This window comes from Lysinibacillus sp. NPDC097162 (assembly GCF_044762185.1).
GTDB lineage: Bacteria > Bacillota > Bacilli > Bacillales_A > Planococcaceae > Lysinibacillus.
The window spans coordinates 1,953,337-1,978,526 of record NZ_JBIWDT010000001.1 but is presented as its reverse complement, the minus strand read 5'-3'; the positions used below and the strand labels follow the sequence as shown (position 1 = coordinate 1,978,526).

The window sequence follows — 25,190 nt, the reverse complement described above, 5'->3', positions numbered from 1 at the left end:
GAAAGTAATGAAGCGTTCGTCGTGTAATGTAACTAAGGTGGTAGGTATTGTATTAGCTATTTTTTCGATTTTTTATGTTCGAAAGTGTTTGGCTGGGAAAGCTCTCTTTATTTCTAGTGGTATAAAAGTAGATTACCCTTTGATTAATTTGGAAAATAGTGAAGTCACTGCTTATATTACCTATAAAGGAAAGACATATATGCGTATACAATATAATGTTTTAACCGAAGAAACAAAAGTAAATGGGAGTATCGAAACATTAAAATTAAATCGTTTGTTAAAAAATAAGATTACATTAAATGATGCTGAGTTTATAGAAATGGTTCAAAGTTCAGCACGATTTTTTATTGAAAATGAAATCACTAATCCTGACGATTATTACGGTCAAAATTAAGGGATTTATTAAACAAACGGGGAGTTTTAGTTCAATATGCGACTATTTTTCACCAATGCCAATCAAAAAACTGCATCTATTTGGATGCAGTTTTATTTTTTTCTAATCAGCGTATCCCCAAGAGGGATTCCTATAACAACAACCAAAACCGTTAGAATTAACAGGCCTCTAAAAATATAATACGCAACTTGGTCGAACATCTTAACTCTCCTCCTTTACTTAATAATTCCTACCTATATTTTTAAATTACCCAATTGTTGAAGAGCCAAACTAATGATAAAGCATAAAATCATCGGTGCTTTATTAGTTTAGTTTACTTCATTACAACATATGTATGCAGTCGTTACTTTTTATTTTATGATCTTCAACAATTGGCAAAGCATCGCGGTTCTTCTTGAACGAACGGGCAGAAAAGTGGAAGATAAAATGTTATAGTATCAACTATTAGTATCAGGTGTTAAAATTATAATTAGGAATTTAATTATATTGTTATGGGAGGAATAATAATGTTAGATACTCAAAAAATTAAAGAAATAATTAAACATCGGTATCCATTTCTTTTAGTGGATAAGATTTTGGAATTGGAAGAGGGGAAACGTGCAGTTGGTATTAATAACGTGACTGTAAATGAGGAATATTTTAACGGGCACTTCCCTAATTACCCAGTTATGCCGGGAGTTTTAATTGTAGAGGCATTAGCTCAGGTGAGCGCTGTTGTGATGCTAACGAAAGAAGGAAATCAAGGACGATTAGGGCTATTAGCAGGAATAGATAATTGTCGTTTTAAACGGCAAGTAAAGCCTGGAGACCAACTCCGTCTTGAGGTTGAAATCACTCGATTAAAAGGTCCTATCGGAAAAGGAAAAGGTATCGCTACAGTGGACGGAGAGTTAGCTTGTGAAGTAGAAATACTCTTTGCTTTTGGTGATTGAAAGTAAATAGTAAAATGTCGTTCAGAATCTACGTAAACTTTTACAAAAGAATAATGATAAACATTTAGCCTGTATCTATGATTACTTGGTAATCTCAGATATAGGTTTTTTATGTCAGTTATACTTATAGTGATGTTTGCTAAGAAGAAGAAAATCCTTGTTAACATAAATATTTTTGGAAATTGAACCTATTTCATTTTGCGAATCGTCTAATAGCAGAATTTGAAGTCGGTTGAAAGGGAGGGAAGAAGATTGGATAGAGAAGAAAAAGATTTCTTATTAGAAAAAATAATGATTGACTATGGGAATGAGTTGGTACGATTGGCATTTTCTTATGTGAAAGATTCGGAGACTGCTAGGGATTTGGTACAAAATACGTTTATTAAATGCTATAAAAACCTTGAATTGTTTCGCTTTGAAGCACAAATAAAAACATGGCTCTATCGGATAACAATTAACGAATGTAAAGATTATTTAAAAAGTTGGCATTACAAAATGGTGCAAGTAAAAAGTTTAATACATGAAACAGCAAAGTCAATTTACCCATCAACAGAAAAGATAGTTATCGATAAATACAAAAATGAGGAAATAAAAGATACGATTTTTTCTCTTCCGAAAGTGTATCGAGAAGTCGTGTATTTATACTATTATGATTCATTAAAGGCGGATGAAATTGCTGATATTTTAGACATTCCAGTGAATACTGTGAAAACGAGATTAAGAAGAGCAAAACAAAGATTAGAGTTGATTATAAAGGAGGCCGAACTGAATGGAAGATAAACGATTAGGTGAAAAATTTCATAAGTCGAATGAACAAGAGTTAAGATTTACGCAAGAAGATCGTCATGAAGTATTTGAACAAATTCGTAAATTAGAGAAGAACAATAATAAACAAAAGAATTCTCTTATGTTTTCCTCAAAAAAATTCGTGCCTCTTACAGTTTCTATGTTAGCGGTGTGCTTATGTCTATTTTTGTTTATTCCATTGAATTTTTCTGGAAACGTTAATAAAGAACTGAACAGAAGTGATGCAAGTGGAACAGTTGTTCAGGAAGATGAACTTTTAACTACGCTCATTACTGTGAAAGCGGAAGAAGAGGATAATAGGATACCTTTTAACCTTTTACTTACATATAGTAAAAATAAAAAGATGATGAAAGTTGTATCTATCCCAAGTGAAACTTATGCACCTATAGATAATAGTGATGGAACGACCATGTACGATAAATTGTTATTTGCTTATGCCTTCGGTTCAGGAGGAGCTGAAAATGTAAGGACAGCAGTTTCAAAACTATTTGATTTACCAATTGATTATTATGCCGTTATAGATTTAAAAACCTTTTCCACAATGGTTGATGCTGTGAATGGTATTGATTATGATTTGCAAGAAGATACACAAGTACGAGCTATCACGAGCGTGGGATTTGATTTCAAAAAAGGGACGAATCGTTTAAATGGGGAAGAGGTTGTGGCTTTAATGATGGCTGCTACAGACGGAAGAAATTTAAATGAAGAAAACCTATTACACCTCATTCTTGCTGTTATTAATAAAACGGAAAGCAAAATGCCCCAAACACAATTAAAAGAACTTATGTCTCAAATTGAAACCAATCTACCACTCGATCAAATGTTAGAGAATAAAATAGACATGAATTCGATAAAATCGTTATCTTTAAGTGATGGAATTAGAGATGATATGAAAGATGGGAAATACTTCATTATGTTTGAGAAAGATTATTTAAAATCTGTTTCAGAAGAGCTAACTACATTTAATTAATTAATTAAAAATGCCTATCTGGCAAATTAGACGGATAGGTATTTTTTTTATGACCACCGCTTATCCATTAAAAGGGACTACATATCGAAAAGAGAGAGATTAAATTAGTGCATGAAGTAGGGATTTTACGATTTTGCTAGAATCATTAATAGAAAGGGGGAGAGAGTATGTTACGTTTACCAATCATTGTAGCACCAATGTTTTTAGTATCTAATCCAGCAATGGTCATTGAGGCTAGTCGAGCGGGCGCTATTGGCTCGTTTCCATTATTAAATGCAAGACCTGCGACAACGTGTGCCGAGTGGCTTCAAGAGATTAAAGAAGCATTACCAACAGAGCCGTGGGCTGTCAATTTCATTTGTCATCCTGTAGCAAATGCACGTTTTGAGGAAGATTTACAGTTAATTGAGGAATATGAGCCGCCTATCGTTATTACATCGCTCGGTAACCCGAAGCAGGTCATTGACATTGTCCATAGCTATGGAGGTAAAGTGTATGCGGATGTAGCAAACGTTAAGCATGCGGAAAAATCAGCCGCAACGGGTGTAGACGGCTTGATTCTTGTTTGTGCTGGGGCAGGTGGACATGGTGGACAACTAAATCCATTTGGCTTTGTATCCGCAGTCAAAAAGTTCTTTAATGGAACGATTATTTTATCGGGCGCTATTTCAAGTGGTGCAGACGTATTAGCAGCGCAAATTATTGGTGCAGACTATGCTTATTTAGGGACGCGTTTTATCGCTTGTCATGAAGGAAATGCTCCAGAGGATTATAAAAAGATGGTCATCGACAGTAAAACAGATGATGTTTTATATACAGATGCGTTCAGTGGGGTTCATGTGAATGTGCTAATTCCATCTTTAATAAAAGAAGGTATCGACCCGACGTCCTTAAAGCCAAGAAAGGACATTGATTTAACACATCTTGTGAATGTGAAAGCTTGGCGTGATATTTGGTCGGCAGGGCATGGTGTCACAAATATTGAAAAACGCGAGTCAGTCCTTGAAATTATCAAGACATTACATGAGGAATATGAAAGTGCAAAGCAGCAACTGAATGCTGTACAGTCAATATAGGGCAAGTGTATTTTGAAAGAAAGTAAAACGCACAATGTGGTGATTAACCGCATTGTGCGTTTTTAAATTGAATAATTTTTAGTCGTGATTTAATGTAGCAGCAATTTCTGGCTTCTGTTCGACTTGAAGTAACATATTGAATGATGCAATCGCTACTTCTACTTGTTCGTCCAGAGGCTCTCTTGTTGTTAATAATTGTAGCCATAGACCCGGATAGCCTAAGTAGCGTAACAGAGGAATATTACGGCATGCATTTGTTGCCTGTAATACTTCAAATGATACCCCTAGTACAACAGGAATTAATAATATACGGTCTACAATTCGTAACCATAGTGGATCTGTTGGCACGAAGAAATACAAAAACATACCAACGAACACAGTGAATAACATAAAACTACTCCCACATCGATAATGTAAACGCGATTGCACTTGTACATTTTCTACAGTAATATCCAGACCAGCTTCGTAGCAATTGATTACTTTATGCTCGGCACCGTGATATTGGAAAACGCGTTTAATAATCGGTGTTAAAGAAATAAAATATAAATAGGTAAGCAGTAAAAGGAGCTTAATGCCACTTTCAAGAAGGACTTGACCTACTTTACCATCTATCCATCTAGAAAAGAAATCTGCAATAAATACTGGAATTAAGGTAAAGGCGAATTTTCCAAATAAAAAGGAAAGGATTCCGACAACAGCTACTCCTAAAATCATTTGTAGCTTCGAGCCGCCTTCTTCTATATTTTCTGCTTCCTCGCCTGGTGTAACGTCATAACGATCTCCTGAAAATTGCATATGACGTGAACCTAAACCTGCTGATTCAATAAGGGCAATAACGCCACGAACGAATGGTATTTTTTTTAGCTTTTGCAGGATTGGTTTTTGTACCTTTTTAAAATGATAATAATCAATGGAATCATCGTTACGGCGAATGGCAGTAATCGTATGTTCCTTTCCTCCGAACATCACACCTTCTAATTGTGCTTGTCCCCCGTAAACAGGTGAATTGCTCAAGGCTAACACCACTCTCTTTATATATTTCAACTGTACCATTGTACTAAATTTAGCGAAAAACCTCTAGAGGTACGCATAGTAAATTTTCTATATGGTTACACTTATTGTGTAATTTTGTATTTTCAGAAAGATTGATTTGCTATTAAGCAGTGTTGTAAGACTTTGAGCCCTTGTGATAAGGATAATGCTGTAATGCTTGCATGCATAACGGTCAAAATAGGAGGGATAAATATGAAGGTAGGATTAATTACTGCAGTCGTTTATGCGATTGTTTTAGCATTTTGTTTAAAAGGACTTCATTATTTTCATTTAATTTCTTGGAATCCAATTGGCTTTTATAAAAAGTGGGACTTGTTCGAGGATAGTTCCAAACTATTTCATTGGAGTTTTCTAACATTAGCGCTATTTATAGTAGGGTTCTTTTTATTTATGACTTTGCGATATACGCATATTATACCGGCAGTGTTGACTTCTTTTTTAATAGGACTCATTGTAACGATTACATTAGAATGGTTCGTGTTGGATTTACCATTACAATCGACATCATTTAAAAAACTATCAATTCCTTTTATCGTTGTCGTTATTTGCCTACTCCGTTTTTTACTTGAAACAGCTAATTTTCATCAGAAAGAGCATACAGCACAAAAAGGAAATTAGTTGCTGTATGCAATTGGTATGATAAAATAAAAAGCAAGTACATAGAAAGAGGCGAATACTGCGTGAAGTTATTATGTTTGAATGGACCTAACTTAAATCGACTAGGGAAACGGGAGCCCCATATATACGGCCATGAAACACTAGAAGATGTAAAGAATAATGTTCAAAATCTCGCGGCTTCTCTTGGTGCTACAGTCGAGTTTCGTCAATCTAATCATGAGGGTGTCCTTGTTGATTGGGTACACGAAGCAGAAGATGACAAGTATGATGGTATTATCTTTAATCCAGGTGCATATACCCATACAAGCGTAGCATTACATGATGCAATTGCAGGAGTTGCTGTTCCAGTTATTGAAGTACATATTTCCAATATTCACAAACGTGAGGCTTTTCGCCATCATTCCTATCTTGCACCAGCCTGCCTTGGCCAAATTAGTGGTCTTGGTACGAAAGGCTATGAACTAGCACTACGCACTTTTATTGAGAGGGAGAAATAATTATGTTGAAATTACAAAAGCTTCGTAAAACACTTCAAGAACAAAACATCGATGGCATTTTAATTACAAATGGGTACAACCGTCGATATATGACAGGGTTTACAGGTACAGCAGGTGTGGCAATCGTGTCACAAAATGATGCTGTATTCATTACTGACTTCCGATATACAGAGCAAGCAGCTGCGCAAATTAAAGATTTCCGAATTGTACAGCACGAAGTAACGCTCCTAGAAGAAATTGCGACACAAGTTAAAGTCATGGGTATTAAATCATTGGGATTTGAGAAAGATACTGTAAGCTTTGGCACATATGAGTTATATAAAAGTGTGATTCAAGCTGATTTAGTGCCCGTTTCTGGATTAATTGAAAAAATTCGCTTGATTAAGACTGAACAAGAGATTAATATTATTAAGGTTGCGTGTGAAATAGCTGATCACGCATTTACACATATTTTAGACTTCATCAAGCCAGGTAAAACAGAGCTTGAAGTTTCGAATGAATTAGAGTTTTTCATGCGACAACAAGGAGCAACACAGTCCTCATTTGATACGATTGTAGCATCTGGTCTTCGCTCAGCTCTACCACATGGTGTTGCTACGAATAAAGTTATTGAAAAAGGCGACTTTGTCACACTAGATTTTGGAGCACTATACAATGGCTACATTTCGGATATAACACGAACAGTGGCAGTAGGTGAGCCATCTGAAAAATTAGTAGAAATGTATAATACAGTACTTGCATCACAACTTTTATCACTTGAAAAAGTTGGTCCTGGTTTAACGGGTATTCAGGCAGATGCAATTGCGCGTGACTATTTAACAGAAAAAGGCTATGGTGAGGCATTTGGGCATTCTTTAGGACATGGTATTGGTCTTGAAGTACATGAAGGCCCTGGCTTATCGAAGCGTTCTGAAACGGTATTAGAACCGGGTATGGCCGTTACGATTGAACCAGGTGTTTATGTGCCAGGAGTCGGTGGTGTTCGTATCGAAGACGATATTTTAATCACTGAGTCAGGTAATGAACTGCTAACACATTCGACTAAAGAACTCATCATCTTATAAACAATGGAGGAACACAAATGATTTCAGTAAACGATTTCCGTACAGGTCTAACAATTATTGTTGATGGCCAATTATATCGCGTGTTAGATTTCCAACACGTTAAACCAGGTAAAGGTGCTGCATTCGTACGTTCTAAATTACGTAACCTACGTAACGGTTCTGTGAATGAAAAAACATTCCGTGCTGGTGAAAAAGTAGAAAAAGCACAAATTGATAATCGTAAAATGCAATATTTATATGCTCAAGGTGATGAGCATGTATTTATGGATTTAGAATCATATGAGCAAACTGAACTAGCTTCAGCAGCTATTGAATATGAATTAAAATTCCTAAAAGAAAACATGGAAGTACACATCCAATCTTACCAAGGCGAAATGCTAGGTGTAGAATTACCAAACACTGTTGAATTAGAAGTAGCAGAAACAGAACCAGGTATTAAAGGTGATACAGCTTCAGGTGGTACAAAACCTGCAACACTTCAAACTGGACTTATCGTTCAAGTTCCATTCTTCGTTAACCAAGGTGATGTGTTAATTATCAACACTTCAGAAGCTTCATACGTATCACGCGCATAAGCAATGACGAAAAGAGGTTGCGACTCTTTGGGAATAGAAAAAATATAGCAAATAGTACTAGTTGATGGTAGCAAAGGCGGTGACTCCTGCGGGAATCAACGCAACGTAAGCGAAACAAACCGCGCAATTGCGAGGCATTCCACTTACGTGTGTGCCCGCAGAAAGCATCCGCCTTAGCGGACATCAACGGCATAACAGAAAAAGTGTTAGATTGATTGCAGTCAATCTAACACTTTTTCTCTTTTTTCATACATATATCGCAAAGTACAAAAATATGTTAAAATTTTGCAGGTAGAATGGCGAAATAACGTTTACAATACAAGTAAGAGGTGAATGCAATGTTACAAAAATTAGAGATGCAATATCCAATAATTCAAGCACCAATGGCTGGAGTTACTACACCAAAATTTGTTGCAGCATGCGCGGAGATAGGTATTCTAGGATCAATTGGAGCGGGTTATTTAGATGGAGAGCAAACTAGAAGCTTTATAAAAGAAGTTAAAAAGCTTACTGACAAACCATTTTCGGTCAATTTATTTGTGCAAGAAGAGCCGCGTATTGATATAGATGTCCTCCAACAAGCGCGGATGGCGTTGCAGCCTTATTATGATGAGTTAGGATTATCGCCTGTACAAAGTGTGACGTCTAATGAAGTGTTTGAAGGGCAATTACAGGCAGTACTGGAAGAGCAGGTAGCCGTTTGCTCGTTCACATTTGGCATACCTTCTTCAGAGGTTATTCAACGTTTAAAGGCCAACGATGTTTATGTCATTGGCACAGCTACTACATTAGAAGAAGCTATTCTTATTGAACAATCAGGTATGGATGCAGTCGTATTACAAGGTGGCGAGGCAGGTGGTCATCGCGGATCTTTTATTGAACCACTGCAATTAATTGCTCGAGAAGACTTATTACAGCAAGTAGCGGGCAAAATTTCAATTCCAATCATTGCAGCAGGTGGAATTATTTCAAAAGAGGATGTGGATCGCGCTCTTTCTAGTGGTGCACAGGCGGTACAAATTGGTACAGCTTTGTTAGTAGCAGATGAGTGTGAAATATCACCGCTATACAAAAATGCTATATTACAGTCGAAGGCACAACAGACGACCATTACGTATGCTTTTACTGGCAAAGCGGCTCGTGGATTAGCTAATTACTTTACTGAACATATGAAGGACGCTGTCGTAGCTCCTTATCCATTACAACATTATTTAACGTCTACTATTCGTAAAGAAAGTACATTGCAAGGAAATGCACAATATTTATCGATGTGGATGGGTGAAAATAGTCATCTAGTGCAACCAGGCACAGTAAAAAGCATCATTGAAAAATTAGTATAGGTGCCAGGCACACAAACAATTCTGAATTGTTATGCCACTGTAAGTAGAGCTATCAGAGTAAAAATCCACGTAGACTCCTGCGGGAACAGCACCAGTTGTAAGACGCAACAAACCGCGCGACAGCGAGGGTTGCGGCGTACACTGTGCCCACGGAAAGCGAAGTGGATTTTTACGTTATAAGAGCTTGATATTATATTGGGAATCTTGCTAAGTTTTATATGCAAGGTGCCAGGCACTCAAACAATTCACCATGCATTTTATAATTTACAAAGGAAAAATCCACGTAGACTCCTGCGGGAACAGCACCAGTTGTAAGACGCAACAAACCGCGCGCTAGCGAGGGTTGCGGCTTACACTGTGCCCGCGGAAAGCGAAGTGGATTTTTACGTTATAAGAGCCTGATAATATATTGGGAATCTTGCTAAGTTTCATATGCAAGGTGCCAGGCACTCAAACAATTCACTATGCATTTTATAATTTACTAAGGAAAAATCCACTTAGACTCCTGCGGGAACAGCACCAGTTGTAAGACGCAACAAACCGCGCGTTAGCGAGGGTTGCGGCTTACACTGTGCCCGCGGAAAGCGAAGTGGATTTTTACGTTATAAGAGCTTGATATTATATTGAGAATCTTGCTAAGTTCCATATACGAGGTGCCAGGCACTCAAATAATGCTATATTAACTATTACCAACTTTTGTCGATAAGAAGAGACCTCTATACATATTGTATAGAGGTCTTTTTTATTGGGGAGCAACATATATTGCTGTACACGAGGGGGCGTATGAATGGAATTACAAGACGTATTAAGAGTCGCTGGAGTGGGACTAGTAGTAGCGCTTCTTCATGTTTTTTTTGATCAAACAGGGAAGAAAGAATTTTCATTTTTCTTATTTTTTATTGCCTACCTATATATGACAGCAGAATTACTCCGATTTTTGCGTCTATTTTTCACTGAAATATTAACATTCTTTCAGTGGTTGACCTCATCTGGGTAAGTAAATGGAAATTGTCATTGTTGCTGTTGTCATGCTGCTTTTATTGTTGCTTATAAAAGAAGTCATACAGCCACTCCACGCGCTAATTAGTGTTATGTTCTCGTTTTTGCTGTTCAGTCTTTTGTTTACGACACTCTTGTTGCCATTCGTCAAACAATTACTCGGAATGCTTACATTTTTGCCTTATGCAAAAGCCATTGTAATAAGTGCGAGCCTTTTTTATGTAGGGCAATGGGTGTCATTGTTACTAGTGGAGAATAGCTATAAAGTTCTCGGCAGCATTGTTTTCGATGCTGTGAAAATTGTTATTTTGTTGTATTGGTTTAAAGAATTTTTGGATGTTTTACAGGGGGTGTCAGCTATTTTACAAAGGTTAAATTAAGGGGCGAGGCTGGTGCAGGAGCAACTCATTTCGTTTTTCATCGATCCATTTTTTCTCTTGCTCAAAATGACGCTTATATTGTGTGGCTACGTCATCATTTTTTTGATTGTCAACATGATATTACCAGAATTTGAAAAAGGGACAAGAATACTTTTTTTTCTCATTGTATTAGCAACAATAGGGCCAGTAGTCGTCAATTCATTTCAACTAATTGATGAGATTGCAAAAGGACTTTCACATATATTCACGGCATTTTACCCAATTCTCACTTCTAGTTTTTTGTTATCTAGTAGCATAACAGCCATTGCTTCTTGGCAGCCTTTTTTGCTTTTTTTTGTACAAGTCCTAACGATTATTAGTAGTAAATGGCTTATCCCAGGTGTGCTTTTTGCCATTGTATTCGATGTATGTAGTGTCATTGTCAAAGAAATATCTTTTACGAGAATTGCAGAGTTGATTCGTTTTACCATTATGAGTATTGTTTCAGCGTCCGTCATTTGCTACATCATTTTAATGTCAGCAAGTGGAGTTGCTGCATTTAGTGTTAATAAGGCTGTTGCAGAACCTGTAAAAAAATTAATAGAAGAAAATATTCCAGTAGTCGGTTCCTTTATCGTTGATAGTTTTTCGATGTTTCAGCATATGACACAATTTTCTACTTCGATTAGTAGTATAAGTGCCTTTATCGCGGTCATCACAGTATCGTTTATACCAACTGTCCAGCTAGTAGTTAGTGCGTATTCGTTAAAACTATTAGCAGCTATTTTAGAACCGATTGCTTTTGATGATATTTGTAAATTACTCGATCATGTTAGTAAATCTCTATTCACTTTATGTGCAGTATCATTTCTAATTGCTTTTTCATTTATGTTTTCTTGTTTTTTCCTTATCGTTTTCGTGCAAGTGATGGTTGGGGGGAGATAGATTGATTCTTTTATTGGCGTTGCTCTTTATTTGTCAATTATTCGTATTTCTAACTGATGACCAACAAATAATTTCACTAACAAAACTTGTCATTACGTTAGTATTTTTGCAAATGCTATTAAAGATTCCATTTATCAATTCATAGGAGGAAACAAGCGTACATACACTTGAAAAAGAGAAGATGAAAGGAGGCAATGTAGAAGTGATGTGGAAAAGGTACGAAAAAAAACAACGTCATTTATCGTCTTAATGCTTATTGCTGCCTCCGTAGGAATTTTCATCGTGTTTCCAATGTATCAAACGAATTCAACAAATGAACGAGTAACACCGAATACGAATGAAGAAAAACTTGAGCAAACGCTTAAGGCTATGCAAGGCGTTGGGGAGGTAAAAGTATATTTTTATTACGGAGAGATGACAGATGCGAAGGATGAAAATAAACTATTTAGCCAGTATTTTCGAGGGACTGACGAAAGTACGAAAGATGTAACAGGAATGCTAATTGTTTCAGAAGGTGCATCAGATATTTTTGTCAAAAATGAAATACGTGCTGTCGTCAGTCAAGTGATGCAATTACCTATTCATCGAATTATTATCGTTCCAATGGAAAATAAGGAGGAAAAGTAAATGCGCGTACGTAGAAGAACAGTTTGGTTTATGACATTATTAAGTCTTGTAGCAGTAATTTCAGTTTATTATTTGGTTGATCCTGCAAAACAATTTAATGGCTTAACGATTTTTACAGATGATACATTACAGCAAACAGCAATTACGGGTGTTACAGATCAGGAGGCAACTAATAAAGATGCAACACAAGAAGTATTGTCTCCAAGTCACTTATTTGAGGAAATGCGTATGCAAGTTAGTGATGAAAGAAGTCAATTACGTCAACAACTAACACAAAAAATTGGTTCAGAAGAATATACTGCTGAAGAAAAAAATGAAGCTTATAATGAAATAGACGGTTTGATTAAACAGGAATCAACAGAGGCAATGCTCGAAATGCTCATTAAATCTTTAGGCTATTCCGATGCTTTTGTTAGAGCGGAAGGTGAGAAAGTTTCTGTCACAGTTATGGCAGAAGAGTTATCAAAATCACAAGCAAATGAGATTATTTATTTAGTAAAAACAGAGTGGGAAGGCGCAAATGACGTTCAAGTTAAATTCAGCGCAAACAACTATTAAAAAATTTAAAGAAAAAAAGGAATATTCCGTTTATTAACTTGTAGTTGTTATATATCAGCATAATGAAAAGGCTTTCGTTTAGTAAAAGAAAGCCTTTTATTATGTTTATATTTACTTAATTTTCATTTAAGTGTTTCAAATTGTGTCAAAAAAATATAGAATAGTGATTGTAGTAGATTTTATTTCATAAGGAGAGTTAGAAATGTTCAAAATTCAAGAAATTCGTGAAATTATTAAATTAGTAGATTCTTCTTCAATCGACGAGTTCGTTTATGAAGTAGATGGCGCAAAAGTTAAATTAAAAAAGAATGGTGTTGTTGTTACTGAAACTGTGGCACCTAAAAAAGAAGAAACAGCCCCTGTTGTACAACAATCTGCACCAGCAGCACCTGTAGCAGCTCCAGCCAAAGTTGAAGAAGCACCAGCACCCGCAACACCTGCAAGTAACGACCCATCGTTACATAAAATTGTATCACCAATGGTAGGTACTTTCTATGCAGCTCCAAACCCAGATTCACCGGCATACGTAAAAGTGGGCGACAAAGTAGGCGACGAAACAATCGTTTGTATCGTAGAAGCAATGAAGCTATTCAACGAAATCGAAGCAGAAGTTAAAGGTGAAATCGTTGAAGTACTTGCAAAAGATGGCGATTTAGTAGAATACGGTCAACCATTATTCCTTGTAAAAGCTGAGTAAGGAGTGCTAACCATGAAAAAAGTATTAATCGCAAACCGCGGCGAAATCGCTGTTCGTATTATTCGTGCCTGTAAAGAGTTAGGCATCAAATCAGTTGCCGTATATTCTGAAGCAGACGCAGAAGCATTACATGTGAAGTTAGCAGACGAAGCATATTGTATCGGTCCGAAGCTATCAAAAGATTCTTATTTAAGCTTCCCTGCATTATTAAGCGTAGCAGAAAAAACAGGAGCAGATGGTATCCACCCAGGTTACGGTTTCGTTTCTGAAAATGCTGATTTTGCTGAAGCATGTGAAAATGCGGGCATTAAATTTATTGGTCCTTCATCTGATTCAATTAAAATCATGGGGATTAAAGACGTTGCTCGTACAACAATGGAAGCAGCAGGTGTTCCACTTGTTCCAGGTACTGGTATTGTACCAGATATCGAAACAGGTAAAGAGTGGGCTGCGAAAATCGGTTACCCTGTAATCATTAAAGCAACTGCTGGGGGTGGCGGTAAAGGTATCCGTGTAGCTCGTACAGAAGAAGAGCTTGTAAAAGGGATTGATATTACGCAAAAAGAGGCTGCTGCAGCGTTTGGCAACCCTGGCGTATATTTAGAAAAATTCATCGAATACTTCCGTCACTGTGAAATTCAAGTGTTAGCTGATAGTTTCGGTAATGTCGTACATTTAGGCGAGCGTGACTGTACAGTTCAACGTCGTATGCAGAAGTTAGTAGAGGAAGCTCCATCTCCTGCACTATCATCTGAACGTCGTGCAGAAATGGGTGCAGCAGCGGTGAAAGCAGCAGAAGCATGTAACTATGAAGGTGCTGGTACAATCGAGTTCATCTACGACTATCAAGAGGACAAGTTCTACTTCATGGAAATGAATACTCGTATTCAAGTAGAACACCCAGTAACAGAAATGATTTCTGGTGTCGATCTTGTTCAACAACAATTAAAAATTGCATCTGGTGAGAAACTTCCATTCACACAAGATGACATTAAAATAAATGGTTGGGCAATTGAATGCCGTATTAACGCAGAAAATGCATACAAAAACTTCATGCCATCAGCTGGTACTGTAGACACTTATATTACACCAGGTGGCTATGGTGTACGTATCGATTCTGCTGTTTATGCAGGTTATACAATTCCTCCATACTACGATTCAATGGTTGCAAAACTTATCGTTCATGCAGATACTCGTGAAGAAGCAATTGCAAAAATGAATCGTGCGCTTAGTGAATTTGAAGTTGCTGGTCCTGGTATCAATACAACAATTCCATTCCACCAAGCATTAATGAACAACGACGTTTTCAAATCTGCGCAATTCAACACGAAATTCTTGGAAGAAAACGATGTATTAGGAACAAACAAATAATCGGATTCGTGGATTTAGGGAATAGAACGCATTTCAAATATCGCAATAAAATTACCTTCTAACATTCAATTGTTAGGAGGTTTTTTATTTGGCTAGAAAAGGTCAACGTACAGGGATTTTTGATTTAGAGAATGTGACAGAAGCTATACAGCTACCAAGTTTTGAGGGTACGTTTAAAGAGGAAGATACAATACTGATTACTCCACCAAAGCTAATAATCGATGTAGCTGAATTACATGGTAAGAAAGGTGTAGAAATTAATAGTGCTTTGTTAATTGTGAAAGAACAAATGCGTCTGTCGGGCGTTCGTAAAGCGACAATCAGTGAATATATTTACACGTTTAATCGTTTAGTAGATTCATTGAAAATTGAATATGTAGATGACATTAAATTGGAGTCTATATTTAGTTGGCTTGCGAGCTTAGGGGATATTTCAGATGTATCGAAACAAAGCCGTTTAAGGGTAATTAAAGCTGTTTTGAATCGACTTTACGATAACGGATGGATAGAGAGGAACTTTTGGAAAGACGTTCGTATACGTATTGATACCAAGATTAAACTTCCTGCTGATGAGAAGCAATTGTCAATCTTATTGTCGTTACTAGATATGACTAATTTCATTCAGTTTCGTGATGCAGTAGCTGTTCTGACTATATACAAGACAGGAATTAGAATGAACACATTAATACAGCTAGAAGAGAAGCATATTGATTTTAAGACTAACTCATTGTTACTGACAGGTGACATTATGAAGAACCATGATGTTGCACCAGAATTGTCTACACAGGTCTATTCAGACATTTTATTGAAGCGTGTAAAGACGCACAACGTGAGGGCTATCGAGAAGGACGTAAGCCAACGTACACAAAAGCGCAGCTTGACCATGCTATGAAGCTAAAAGAAACGAATAGTTTTACGCAAGTTGCGAATTTAACTGGAATTTCAATTGCGACATTGAAAAGAGAAAGTGCAAAACGGAAAGCAAATGCGATCAATAACGACTAAACATCGTTGTTGGTCGCTTCTTTTTTTGCGTTGAAATTGCGTTACCCCAAGCCCCCGATTCTGACTGGCGCTTTCTGCTGTTCGGACCTCACATACAACTTTTTTTCGTTTTGGAAAAATAATGGATAATTTTCTGAAAGATTGTTACTATTCAACTAACGGGGCAGGTTAGTTGAAGAAAAGAATTGGGCTATTTCCATGGTAAAATGTAAATAATTAATAGATGATTTCAAGTATAAGGATTTTCAATCACAGGGGGGCAGAATAATGAAGCTAATAAAGTTAGCATTTACAGGATTATTGGTAAGTGGATTATTAACAGGGTGTACGAATGAAGGAACGAAGGTTGCACAAGATAAAACAGAAGAAACGAAAGTTGAACAAGTAAAAAAAGAAGCCGAAGTAAACGACCCGAAAACCTGGAAGGACGTTTCAACGCCTGAAGGCTTCAACAGCTATGGAATTGAACCAACATTGGAAGCTTGGATTGCCTATCACGCTGAAGATATTACCAAAACAACCGACGTGAAAGAATATTACCCGAGGGCATATCGTCTCAGAAACGAAATGAAATATTTTCGGATTCAAGGTGACGACCTTCAAAAAGACTTTGATAATTTGGAGGTTCTTCAAACTTTGATGGGTAATCTTGTTTATTCTATTTCGGTAGCAGAAAAGCAAGGAATTGAAACGGTAGAATCCTATGACGAATTAAAAAAATCTTTTAAGTATTTCACCGAACTAGTTCACGATATCGATATTGTAATAAATCACGACGGAAAGGGTGAAACATTCGGGTTCACGCACCAATTAGACGGGAAAAAGGTTGAGGAAATTGAAACGTTTATCTATATAGATTAACTAGTTTTGAGGTCACTTCAAGAAGGATTACAGCTTTTTTTGAACCTATTACTAACGGATGCTTTAGTTTAGTATTCGATCTATTATTTTGACCCCGGAAATTTTTGCTATAATTTTTTAAACTCGGGCGGTTAATAGAAAACTGTAATATTCGGCGCTGTCAGACGCATCGAGAAACGAATAGTCGAATAGTTGAATTCCTTTCCACCAAGCATTAATGAACAACGACGTTTTCAAATCTGCGCAATTCAACACGAAATTCTTGGAAGAAAATGATGTATTAGGAACAAACAAATAATCGTAGCTTGATAAGAGCTATTCTAACTGTTCTTTGAGCGGTGAAGTATGTGAAATTCACTTACTGATATGTATTTGATTGTAGAATAAAATATAAAACAAAACGGAATATCCTATCTGTTTTACCCTCTAACGAATAATTGTTAGAGGGTTTTTTCGTGGGTAAAAAAGGTCAACGTCAGGTGTTAGTCATTATGATTCATTAAATCAAATTCAACAGTATACGACGATTAGAAAGTATAAAAATAGCGATGGTCAAATTGTAGATGAAAAAAGCACCAAAATTAGTTTAAGATATGTGTTTCCAAAAGAAATGGAGAGAATGTTGCTTGGCAATGGATTTGAAATCGCTGCTGTTTATCAGGATTGGAATGAAACGCCGGCAACGAATGATAGTTATGAATTGATATATATTTGCAAAAAAATAAGCAAATGATAATGCACTCCTCCTTTTAACGTTTCTAGCTTCACTTTGAAAAGAATGATATTAGCAATGGTCTAGTTGTACACAAAAAATGAAAAGCGTCTTTCCTAAGCCAAACCTTCCTTTTTATAGTATAATAAGCGTAACAACAGCATTTGCTTGCGATGCGTAGTGGAAAGGATGATATTGTATGGCAGAGAAAGTAGGACAATCTTTCGTACAACCAACACCTTCTGGTAAAGAAGAGCTTGGGAAAATTGAAGTAGCTGCAGAAGTAATCGAAATTGTAGCTGGAATCGCGGTTAACGAGGTAGAGGGTATCGCAGCAACTCGTGGCAATATTGCAACAGGCGTCGTTGAACGTTTCGGCAAAAAAGTACACAATAAAGGCATTAAATCAGGGGTCACAGAACATGGTGAGATCGCTATTGATGTATTTTGTTCTGTAAAATATGGCTATTCGATTCCGAAAGTGGCAAAGGATGTACAAACGCAAATTCGCCAAGCAATTTTAAATATGACTGCACTTGAAACAGCAGAGGTGAATGTACATATTACAGGTATTCACTTCGAAAAAGAGGAAGTAGTAATTCATTAAGAAAAAAAGGAGCTGCCAGCTTGGTGAACATTTCACCATAGTAGGCAACTCCTTTTTATGTTGTATATAACTACGCAAACGGATTATAAAGCGATATCTTTTGGTTTCTTCCAGAAAAATGCGAGGATAACACCGAGAACTAAGACGATTGTAGCGAAATAATATGGATAGTTTAAATCAATGTCGAATAACATGCCGCCAATGATTGGTCCAAAAATATTTCCGAGACTTGTGAACATTGAGTTCATGCCTCCGACAAAGCCTTGCTCATTCCCTGCGATTTTTGATAAATAGGAGGTAACAGCAGGTCGGATTAAATCGAAGCCGACAAAAATAAAGAATGTAACAAATAATATTGCGAAATAATGACTAACCATTGTCATCGCAAAGGTCAGAGCGGCAGAAAGTATGAGTGAGTATCGGATAACGTTGATTTCACCCATTTTCTTAGTAAGCCAATCAAATAATAATAACTGCGCAAGCGCGCCAATAATACCACTTCCGGTAATGATAATGGCAATATCTGACGGTGTAAATGCAAATTTATGATCGACGAATAAACTAAAAAGTGATTCGAATGCTGCGAGACCAAATGAAAGGACAAAAATAAGCACAAATGCAATGAAATACAAAGGGCTAAAAATACGCTTTGCACTGCTTAAAATAGAAGGTGCAGCTTCTGTATCATCCATTGCACGCGTAGGTTCTTTTAATAGTGTAAACGACAATAGTGCGGCTATGAAACCGAGTACACCTGCTGCGTAAAAGGGTACACGTGTGCCGTATTCCGCTAAAAATCCACCGAGACCTGGCCCGATAATAAAGCCAGTACTAATGGCTGCACTCATGTAGCCAAGTGCCTTTGGACGCTGTGCCATTGTTGTAATATCAGCGATAAAAGCAGTTACTGCAGGCATGATAAAAGCAGCACTAACACCACCGAGCATGCGTGATATAAATAAAATTTCAATTGAACGACCCATACCGAATAATAGTTCCGAAAGTCCAAAAATAATTAGACCGATAACAATCATAACTTTTCGACCAACTCGATCGACTAGTCTGCCTGCGATAGGCGATACAATAAGTTGAGTAATGGCAAATGCTGCAACCATATAGCCAACGACAGAGCCTGTTATATTCAGTTCATTCATGATAGTTGGCAATACGGGAATAACCAATCCTATCCCTAAAAAGGCAATGAATAAATTGGATAACAAAATAGTTAAGGTTAAAGCTTGTTTCTTGTTCATTTTTCTCTCCTTCAACAGTTCACGATACATGAGATTGATAATCTACTAGATGATTTCCTTCTAATACAATAAACCCTATAGTAACTATAGGGTCAAAAGATTTGTTTTTATTTTTGTATTTATATTCAATGCGCTATTAGTGTGGAAGTAAAACGAAATAGTTATACCGCGTACATCAATTAAATTCCTGTTAAAAGAGGGGTTTAAGCACAAGAAAGATTGCTAAATAAAAAACTACTATAAAGCATTTTGTCTAATTTTTAATTCGACAATAAATTTCTTTTCACGCTCAGAAGAGATTGTTGCAGGCATATATAATTCATAAACAGTTGATTCAAATGATGCTTGTTGTGAATCAACATATTTTTTAAGCTTTTCATAAAAAGAGAAATACGTATCAGGGTGATAAATAAAAGCGATACATGCATATTTGCCTTCCTGAACAATCGTTTGTTTTACATTAGAAGAAAGTTTAGAAAAAGTTCGTTCAGTTAATAGTGGTGTAAATATTGCATCATAAATAATATCGTTCACATCTGTGTAATGAGCGAGCGGATAGATACATCCATAACGACTATTTAAAACACTTCCTTCATTTTCAATAATTTTTGTTAATGTTCCATAGTACGTATTGGTGCTAGATGTTGGTGTAAGTTCAGTCGTTGTGACCTGTAAAATTGGCATTTCTTCCTCAAAACGTGTGTATACCTCTCCGAAAATAGGAATTTCAATTTGCTCTTGCATCTGTTTTTTCGTTTTCAGCAGGGTATATTTCACTTCGTTGAGTCGTGAAATTTTTTCTTCTAAACGTTGTTCTTGTTGTTCTAAAAAGGCAAGTAGCTCTTCAGATGTCAGCATAAGTGCCCTTTTAATGTCCTCAAGCGAAGTGCCGATATATTTTAGCGATTTAATTATATCCAAATAAAAAATCTGACTATCTTTATAGTAACGGTAATTGCTAGCGGAATCCGTATAAGCAGGTTTAAACAAATCTATTTGGTCATAGTATCGGAGTGTCTGTACAGAGAGATTTGCTAATTTTGCGACCTCACCAATAGTATAATAATGTTCTTTCATAGTTGGCCTCCACTAGAGAATAATGTTGCATTTGCTTTAGTTTATTGATTTTTGAAGATGACAAAACGTTTTGTTGATCTTTTTGGACCTGTATCAATTACATAATTTTATGTAGGATCTAATAATAAGGAAGTCAATAATTATGATGGATAATGTAGACACAGTTTTAAATATTTTCGGCTGAAAATTAAAATGGTTTAGTCACATGGTATAATGTTTCAAATTTTAAGCAGATTGCTTTCGACATGTAGAAAAAAATTCGGGAAATCTAAGATTGTCTTCGTTTTTGGGGAACTTTAAATGGTGTTTTTCCGTATAACTAAATGATAGATTTATCAAAGGAAAAATAAAGGTAGCATTTCTTTTTTAAAATATCAATAAAGTTAAAAGTAAAAATAAGTAGAAAGTTGCTTGAAAAAGGTTTCAGATTATTGAAAACTTGCTTGAATTCGTGTTTCTCGTATGAATTTATGCTATTATAAACCTTAATGCCACTTAAGAAGGAGAGCTTTACATGAAACGACATGAAGCACGTGAAAAAGCGTTGCAAGTTTTGTTTCAGCTAGACAATACTGATCTTACAGTCGAAGAAGCAAAAGAACATATTAAAGGTCAACCAACTAATGCTTTCTACGAAAAGATTGTAAATGGAACAGCTGAACATTTAGAGGAAATTGATGCGGTATTAACGCAGCATCTAGAAAAGTGGTCACTTGCCCGTCTACCAAAAATTGAGAGAACAGTTTTAAGACTAGCTGTATACGAACTATTATACATGCAAGAAACACCAAAAAGAGTAGTACTTAATGAAGCAATCGAGTTATGCAAAACATTTGGAGACGATGGATCGTCGAAATTTGTCAATGGCGTACTTTCTAAATTTACAGAACAATAAAAACGTGTTGAATTGGAAGGAGTAACTAAGGTTTATGTCAAGTGCAATTATTAATGGTAAAGAGATTGGTCAAGAAATTCGAAATTCAGTAGCAGAGCGCGTTGCTCGATTAAAAGAGCAAGGATTAACACCAGGCTTAGCAGTTGTTCTAGTTGGGGACAACCAAGCTTCGGCTACATATGTGAGAAATAAGCAAAAATCTTGTGAAGCAATCGGGATGTTTTCAGAGCTAATTAAGCTACCTGAGGAAACTACACAAGAAGAGCTTTTAGTGCAAATTGAATTATTAAATAATCGTGAAGATATTCATGGGATTTTAGTACAATTACCACTGCCAAAACATATTGATGAGAATATTGTTATAGCTACAATCGCTGTTGAAAAAGACGTTGATGGCTTCTCGCCCGTAAGCGTTGGGAAGATGATGCTTGGCCAGGAAACATTTTTACCATGTACACCGTTTGGCGTGATGAAGCTTCTTGAATATTCAGGGATTGAAATCGCAGGTAAGCATGCAGTAATTGTTGGTAGAAGTCATATTGTTGGCAAACCGATGGGCCAACTATTATTACAAAAAGATGCAACAGTGACATATACACATTCAAAAACACCTGATTTACCTTCATTCACAAAACAGGCGGATATTCTAATTGCAGCGGTTGGTCGTGCTAATTTTATTACAAAAGAGCATGTCAAAGAAGGGGCTGTTGTTATTGATGTCGGTATTAACCGTGATGAAAACAACAAACTTTGCGGAGATGTAAACTTTACAGAGGTTGACGGTATTGCATCTCATATTACACCAGTTCCAGGCGGTGTAGGACCGATGACAATCACAATGTTACTCTTCAACACAGTGCAAGCGGCAGAAATAAAACTTGCAAATAAAATGAAGTAATAAATTGAATAGAATCTTTCGTTTGCTTAGAGAGCCATCTCAGTACTTTTGAGGTGGCTCTCTTTTTGCAAAGTACATAGCTGGCTAGTTTTCAATAAGAGAAATTTTCGATAGAGCTTGAGGGAATCGCCTGTAAAATCAAGCGAATTGCCGGTAGAACAGAGGAAATCGCCGATAAAAGGAAGCAAATCGCCGATAGAACAGAGGGAATCGCCGATAGAATAAATCCAATCGCCGATTAATCAAAGCAACTCGCTGAAAAACAGACACATAGTAGCGACTTTAATACGCGCCAAGATGGGAATAAATATGTTACAGTATAGTTTTCAAGTAGTATGAAAGATAGTCGTTTTTTCTAGTGAAACTGTATTTTCTCACGTCATACGCAATAAAAAATGTTATGATAAGTGTAGTTTTGTGAAAAACTTCATTTTAGTAAAGGAGCCGAAAATTATGTCATCAGCTTCTTATTTAACTGTAAAAGCGTTAACAAAATATATTAAACGAAAATTCGATGCAGATCCACATCTGCGTGAAGTTTATGTCAAAGGTGAGTTATCAAATGTTAAAATTCACCAATCTGGGCATGTTTACTTTACTTTAAAAGACGATGGGGCACGTATTGCTGCAACTATGTTTAAAACAGCAGCGACGAAATTAGCGTTCGAGCCAAAAGATGGCATGCAGGTATTTATCCGAGGGGATGTAAACGTTTACGAAGGCTATGGTACATATCAATTATATGTGCAGGAAATGCAGCCGGATGGTATCGGTAGCTTGTTTGTTGCCTTTAACCAGCTAAAAGAACAGCTTCAAAAAGAAGGGCTTTTTAAACCTGAATGGAAGCAGCCAATTCCAAAGTATCCTGAAAAAATAGGTGTCTTAACATCCACTACTGGCGCTGCCATTCGTGATATTTGTACAACATTAAAACGACGTTATCCACTTGCTGAAATTATTATTTATCCAACACTTGTACAAGGAGCACAAGCTGCACCGAGCATAGTACAAAATATTGAACGTGCTAATCAAGATGCCTTTTGTGACGTATTGTTAGTTGGACGGGGTGGAGGATCTATTGAAGATTTATGGGCGTTTAATGAAGAAGTTGTTGCACGCGCCATATTTGAAAGTCGGATTCCAATTATTAGCGCAGTAGGGCATGAAACGGATACGACGATTGCAGATTTTGTGGCAGATTTGCGTGCGCCGACTCCTACTGCAGCAGCTGAAATGGCTGTGCCGGATCAGCAGGAGTTATATCAACGCGTACTGACGCAAAAATCACAGCTTCACCAGATTGTAAGGGCGCAACTAATAACAGAGCGACAACGTCTAAATAAGCTACAGCAGTCTTACCCTTTATCGATGCCAGATAGATTGTATCGTCCATTTACAGAACGATTAGCACAGCTTGAGACGACTTTGCAAAAAGCGATGCAGGTTGATTTGATGAAAAAAGACGCTCAGCTTCAAAAATTGCATAGCGCTGTGGAGCAGCAATCACCCAAAAAAGCACTTGTCTTTCATCAAAGGGAGTTGGAACATCGCGTTCAGCAGTTAACACGTTCAGCTTCACAGTATGTGACAAAGCAAAAACAACAATTTGAGGCGTCTGTGCGAACACTTGAAGCTTTAAATCCACTCGCTATTTTAACTAGAGGATTTACAGTAGCCTACAAAGATGACAAAGTGTTGAAATCGTCTACTGACTTAAAGCGGCAGGACCAACTAACACTGTCCTTCCACGATGGAAAAGTAATTGCCGAAGTGACAAATGTCTTGCCAAATAATAAGGAGGAATAGAGATGGCGAAAAAGCAACAAACCTTCGCAGAAGCAATGACGGCACTTGAAGAAATAGTCCGCCAATTAGAACAAGGTGATGTACCATTAGAAAATGCGATTGATTTATATAAACAGGGCATGGAGCTTTCGCAATTTTGCCATAGTAAACTACAGCATGCCGAAGAACAATTAATTTCAATTGTCCAAGAGACAGGTGAAACAACAGCATTTGATCCGCTAAAGGGAGAGAACTAGTTAAAATGAACGAACAATTAAAACATTTTATTCAAAGCAACACACCACAAGTAGAAGCTGAAATGTTTGCACTTGTTGAAAAAATTGACGCACCGGCCAATTTAAAGGAGTCGATGCTATATTCATTAAAAGCAGGAGGCAAACGTATTCGCCCGCTGTTTGTATTAGCAGTTTTAGAACAATACGGTAAAGACATAAAAGCAGGGCTTACAGTTGGTGCCGTTATTGAAATGATTCATACGTATTCTTTAATCCACGATGACCTACCAAGCATGGATAACGATGATTTCCGTCGTGGCAAGCCGACCAATCATAAAGTATTTGGAGAAGCGCTGGCAACACTTGCAGGTGATGCATTAAATACACTTGCCTTTGGCATTTTAGCACGTATGGAGCTTTCTGCAGAGCAACGAATTGAACTTGTAAATCTTCTAAGCATCGCAGCTGGTGCCGAAGGGATGGTTGGCGGTCAAGTATTGGATATGGAAGGTGAGCAACGTCAGCTTAACTTAACTGAACTAGAGCATGTCCATGTTAATAAGACGGGTGCACTATTAAGATTTAGTATTGAATCAGGTGCAGTTCTAGCCAATGTATCACAAGAAGATCGAGCTACTTTAAAGGAATATGCGCATCACATCGGCCTAGCCTTCCAAATTCAAGACGATATTTTAGATATAGAAGGAACAACGGAGGAATTAGGCAAAACTGCAGGTAAGGATGTGGCTAGTGATAAAAGCACATACCCTGCATTATTAACCTTAACGGGTGCTAAAGAAAAACTTGCTGACCATTATCAGCTCGCAATAACAGCGCTTGATAAGTTACAAGGAGATGTAAGCTTACTGCGTGAGTTTGCGGCCTATATTGTTCATCGTAAAAACTAAGAGAAAAAATGGGCTTTACAGGTCAAGAATATGCTAGAATAGGTGGGGACGTTTGCCAATAGGCAAACAAA

General features: G+C 36.9%; 29 protein-coding genes and 1 pseudogene. 27 read left to right on the top strand and 3 right to left on the bottom strand.

Annotated features, from left to right (window positions below; all coding sequences use genetic code 11):
* Nucleotides 1-7 precede the first annotated feature (7 nt).
* The 5 genes from ACIQXW_RS10075 to ACIQXW_RS10055 all read left to right on the top strand — a co-directional run bounded on the left by ACIQXW_RS10075 (nt 8) and on the right by ACIQXW_RS10055 (nt 4,179).
* Entirely contained in the window at nt 8-394 is a 387-nt protein-coding gene (locus ACIQXW_RS10075; protein ID WP_402761654.1) for a hypothetical protein, read from the top strand.
* Nucleotides 395-900: 506 nt separating this feature from the next.
* Nucleotides 901-1,326 carry a 3-hydroxyacyl-ACP dehydratase FabZ gene (gene fabZ / locus ACIQXW_RS10070; RefSeq protein ID WP_402761651.1) on the top strand — a complete coding sequence of 142 codons (426 nt, stop codon included), beginning with the start codon at nt 901-903 and terminating at the stop codon, nt 1,324-1,326.
* 252 nt (nt 1,327-1,578) lie between these two features.
* Entirely contained in the window at nt 1,579-2,106 is a 528-nt protein-coding gene (locus tag ACIQXW_RS10065; RefSeq protein ID WP_402761648.1) for a sigma-70 family RNA polymerase sigma factor, read from the top strand.
* Nucleotides 2,096-3,103: an LCP family protein gene (locus tag ACIQXW_RS10060; RefSeq protein WP_402761645.1), complete on the top strand. Its 1,008-nt coding sequence runs from the start codon at nt 2,096-2,098 to the stop codon at nt 3,101-3,103. Before ACIQXW_RS10065 ends, ACIQXW_RS10060 begins: the two co-directional genes overlap by 11 nt.
* Nucleotides 3,104-3,270: 167 nt before the next feature.
* Complete coding sequence (locus ACIQXW_RS10055) at nt 3,271-4,179, top strand: NAD(P)H-dependent flavin oxidoreductase (RefSeq protein WP_402761642.1); 909 nt, start codon at nt 3,271-3,273, stop codon at nt 4,177-4,179.
* A gap of 78 nt (nt 4,180-4,257) precedes the next feature.
* Here ACIQXW_RS10055 and ACIQXW_RS10050 read toward each other — a convergent pair whose 3' ends face one another.
* On the bottom strand, nt 4,258-5,232 hold the full coding sequence (locus tag ACIQXW_RS10050) for a DUF1385 domain-containing protein (RefSeq protein WP_402761639.1): 975 nt from the start codon (nt 5,230-5,232) through the stop codon (nt 4,258-4,260).
* Nucleotides 5,233-5,424: 192 nt separating this feature from the next.
* Between ACIQXW_RS10050 and ACIQXW_RS10045 the strand changes: the two genes are divergently transcribed.
* The 17 genes and pseudogenes from ACIQXW_RS10045 to ACIQXW_RS09965 all read left to right on the top strand — a co-directional run bounded on the left by ACIQXW_RS10045 (nt 5,425) and on the right by ACIQXW_RS09965 (nt 18,067).
* Complete coding sequence (locus ACIQXW_RS10045) at nt 5,425-5,850, top strand: hypothetical protein (RefSeq protein WP_340823845.1); 426 nt, start codon at nt 5,425-5,427, stop codon at nt 5,848-5,850.
* Between the two features lie 62 nt (nt 5,851-5,912).
* On the top strand, nt 5,913-6,347 hold the full coding sequence (gene aroQ / locus ACIQXW_RS10040) for a type II 3-dehydroquinate dehydratase (protein WP_340823846.1): 435 nt from the start codon (nt 5,913-5,915) through the stop codon (nt 6,345-6,347).
* A 2-nt stretch (nt 6,348-6,349) separates the two neighbouring features.
* On the top strand, nt 6,350-7,411 hold the full coding sequence (locus ACIQXW_RS10035; protein ID WP_402761635.1) for a M24 family metallopeptidase: 1,062 nt from the start codon (nt 6,350-6,352) through the stop codon (nt 7,409-7,411).
* A gap of 17 nt (nt 7,412-7,428) precedes the next feature.
* On the top strand, nt 7,429-7,986 hold the full coding sequence (gene efp, locus ACIQXW_RS10030; RefSeq protein ID WP_340823848.1) for an elongation factor P: 558 nt from the start codon (nt 7,429-7,431) through the stop codon (nt 7,984-7,986).
* A 338-nt stretch (nt 7,987-8,324) separates the two neighbouring features.
* Nucleotides 8,325-9,326 carry an NAD(P)H-dependent flavin oxidoreductase gene (locus tag ACIQXW_RS10025; protein WP_401017487.1) on the top strand — a complete coding sequence of 334 codons (1,002 nt, stop codon included), beginning with the start codon at nt 8,325-8,327 and terminating at the stop codon, nt 9,324-9,326.
* Nucleotides 9,327-10,113: 787 nt separating this feature from the next.
* On the top strand, nt 10,114-10,323 hold the full coding sequence (locus ACIQXW_RS10020) for a hypothetical protein (protein ID WP_008179863.1): 210 nt from the start codon (nt 10,114-10,116) through the stop codon (nt 10,321-10,323).
* A gap of 4 nt (nt 10,324-10,327) precedes the next feature.
* Nucleotides 10,328-10,705 carry a hypothetical protein gene (locus tag ACIQXW_RS10015; RefSeq protein WP_340823850.1) on the top strand — a complete coding sequence of 126 codons (378 nt, stop codon included), beginning with the start codon at nt 10,328-10,330 and terminating at the stop codon, nt 10,703-10,705.
* Nucleotides 10,706-10,717: 12 nt separating this feature from the next.
* A complete protein-coding gene (locus ACIQXW_RS10010) occupies nt 10,718-11,629 on the top strand; it encodes a stage III sporulation protein AE (RefSeq protein ID WP_340823852.1) in 912 nt (303 codons plus the stop codon).
* A gap of 1 nt (nt 11,630) precedes the next feature.
* A complete protein-coding gene (locus ACIQXW_RS10005; protein ID WP_173479065.1) occupies nt 11,631-11,774 on the top strand; it encodes a hypothetical protein in 144 nt (47 codons plus the stop codon).
* Between the two features lie 62 nt (nt 11,775-11,836).
* Nucleotides 11,837-12,256: a hypothetical protein gene (locus ACIQXW_RS10000; protein WP_340823853.1), complete on the top strand. Its 420-nt coding sequence runs from the start codon at nt 11,837-11,839 to the stop codon at nt 12,254-12,256.
* Nucleotides 12,257-12,814: a SpoIIIAH-like family protein gene (locus ACIQXW_RS09995; RefSeq protein ID WP_340823854.1), complete on the top strand. Its 558-nt coding sequence runs from the start codon at nt 12,257-12,259 to the stop codon at nt 12,812-12,814.
* Between the two features lie 202 nt (nt 12,815-13,016).
* Nucleotides 13,017-13,511 carry an acetyl-CoA carboxylase biotin carboxyl carrier protein gene (gene accB / locus ACIQXW_RS09990; RefSeq protein WP_340823855.1) on the top strand — a complete coding sequence of 165 codons (495 nt, stop codon included), beginning with the start codon at nt 13,017-13,019 and terminating at the stop codon, nt 13,509-13,511.
* A 12-nt stretch (nt 13,512-13,523) separates the two neighbouring features.
* Nucleotides 13,524-14,882, top strand: a complete 1,359-nt coding sequence (gene accC / locus ACIQXW_RS09985) for an acetyl-CoA carboxylase biotin carboxylase subunit (RefSeq protein ID WP_340823857.1) — start codon at nt 13,524-13,526, stop codon at nt 14,880-14,882.
* A gap of 88 nt (nt 14,883-14,970) precedes the next feature.
* Nucleotides 14,971-15,774, top strand: coding sequence for a tyrosine-type recombinase/integrase (locus ACIQXW_RS09980; RefSeq protein ID WP_402761627.1), 804 nt, complete (start codon nt 14,971-14,973; stop codon nt 15,772-15,774).
* A gap of 380 nt (nt 15,775-16,154) precedes the next feature.
* Nucleotides 16,155-16,748 (top strand): hypothetical protein, encoded by a 594-nt coding sequence (locus ACIQXW_RS09975; RefSeq protein WP_402761624.1) that lies wholly within the window; start codon nt 16,155-16,157, stop codon nt 16,746-16,748.
* A 196-nt stretch (nt 16,749-16,944) separates the two neighbouring features.
* Nucleotides 16,945-17,046, top strand: a pseudogene (locus ACIQXW_RS09970) (hypothetical protein); the annotation flags it as partial.
* A 613-nt stretch (nt 17,047-17,659) separates the two neighbouring features.
* The gene (locus ACIQXW_RS09965; RefSeq protein WP_340823860.1) at nt 17,660-18,067 is read left to right on the top strand and encodes an Asp23/Gls24 family envelope stress response protein; all 408 of its coding nucleotides are present in this window, start codon (nt 17,660-17,662) and stop codon (nt 18,065-18,067) included.
* Nucleotides 18,068-18,150: 83 nt separating this feature from the next.
* Here the strand turns inward: ACIQXW_RS09965 and ACIQXW_RS09960 are convergent, their stop codons facing one another.
* Nucleotides 18,151-19,320, bottom strand: a complete 1,170-nt coding sequence (locus ACIQXW_RS09960) for an MFS transporter (protein WP_340823862.1) — start codon at nt 19,318-19,320, stop codon at nt 18,151-18,153.
* A 237-nt stretch (nt 19,321-19,557) separates the two neighbouring features.
* Nucleotides 19,558-20,397, bottom strand: coding sequence for a MerR family transcriptional regulator (locus ACIQXW_RS09955; protein ID WP_402761620.1), 840 nt, complete (start codon nt 20,395-20,397; stop codon nt 19,558-19,560).
* Nucleotides 20,398-20,911: 514 nt separating this feature from the next.
* Here ACIQXW_RS09955 and nusB point away from each other — a divergent pair.
* The 5 genes from nusB (at nt 20,912) to ACIQXW_RS09930 (ending at nt 25,119) form a co-directional block, all read left to right on the top strand.
* The gene (gene nusB / locus ACIQXW_RS09950; RefSeq protein ID WP_340823864.1) at nt 20,912-21,292 is read left to right on the top strand and encodes a transcription antitermination factor NusB; all 381 of its coding nucleotides are present in this window, start codon (nt 20,912-20,914) and stop codon (nt 21,290-21,292) included.
* Nucleotides 21,293-21,326: 34 nt separating this feature from the next.
* Nucleotides 21,327-22,190 carry a bifunctional methylenetetrahydrofolate dehydrogenase/methenyltetrahydrofolate cyclohydrolase FolD gene (gene folD, locus ACIQXW_RS09945; RefSeq protein ID WP_340823865.1) on the top strand — a complete coding sequence of 288 codons (864 nt, stop codon included), beginning with the start codon at nt 21,327-21,329 and terminating at the stop codon, nt 22,188-22,190.
* 453 nt (nt 22,191-22,643) lie between these two features.
* Nucleotides 22,644-23,996 carry an exodeoxyribonuclease VII large subunit gene (xseA, locus tag ACIQXW_RS09940; RefSeq protein ID WP_402761616.1) on the top strand — a complete coding sequence of 451 codons (1,353 nt, stop codon included), beginning with the start codon at nt 22,644-22,646 and terminating at the stop codon, nt 23,994-23,996.
* A gap of 2 nt (nt 23,997-23,998) precedes the next feature.
* Nucleotides 23,999-24,232 (top strand): exodeoxyribonuclease VII small subunit, encoded by a 234-nt coding sequence (gene xseB, locus ACIQXW_RS09935; protein WP_173479030.1) that lies wholly within the window; start codon nt 23,999-24,001, stop codon nt 24,230-24,232.
* A gap of 5 nt (nt 24,233-24,237) precedes the next feature.
* Nucleotides 24,238-25,119 carry a polyprenyl synthetase family protein gene (locus ACIQXW_RS09930; protein ID WP_340823867.1) on the top strand — a complete coding sequence of 294 codons (882 nt, stop codon included), beginning with the start codon at nt 24,238-24,240 and terminating at the stop codon, nt 25,117-25,119.
* Nucleotides 25,120-25,190: the final 71 nt, after the last annotated feature.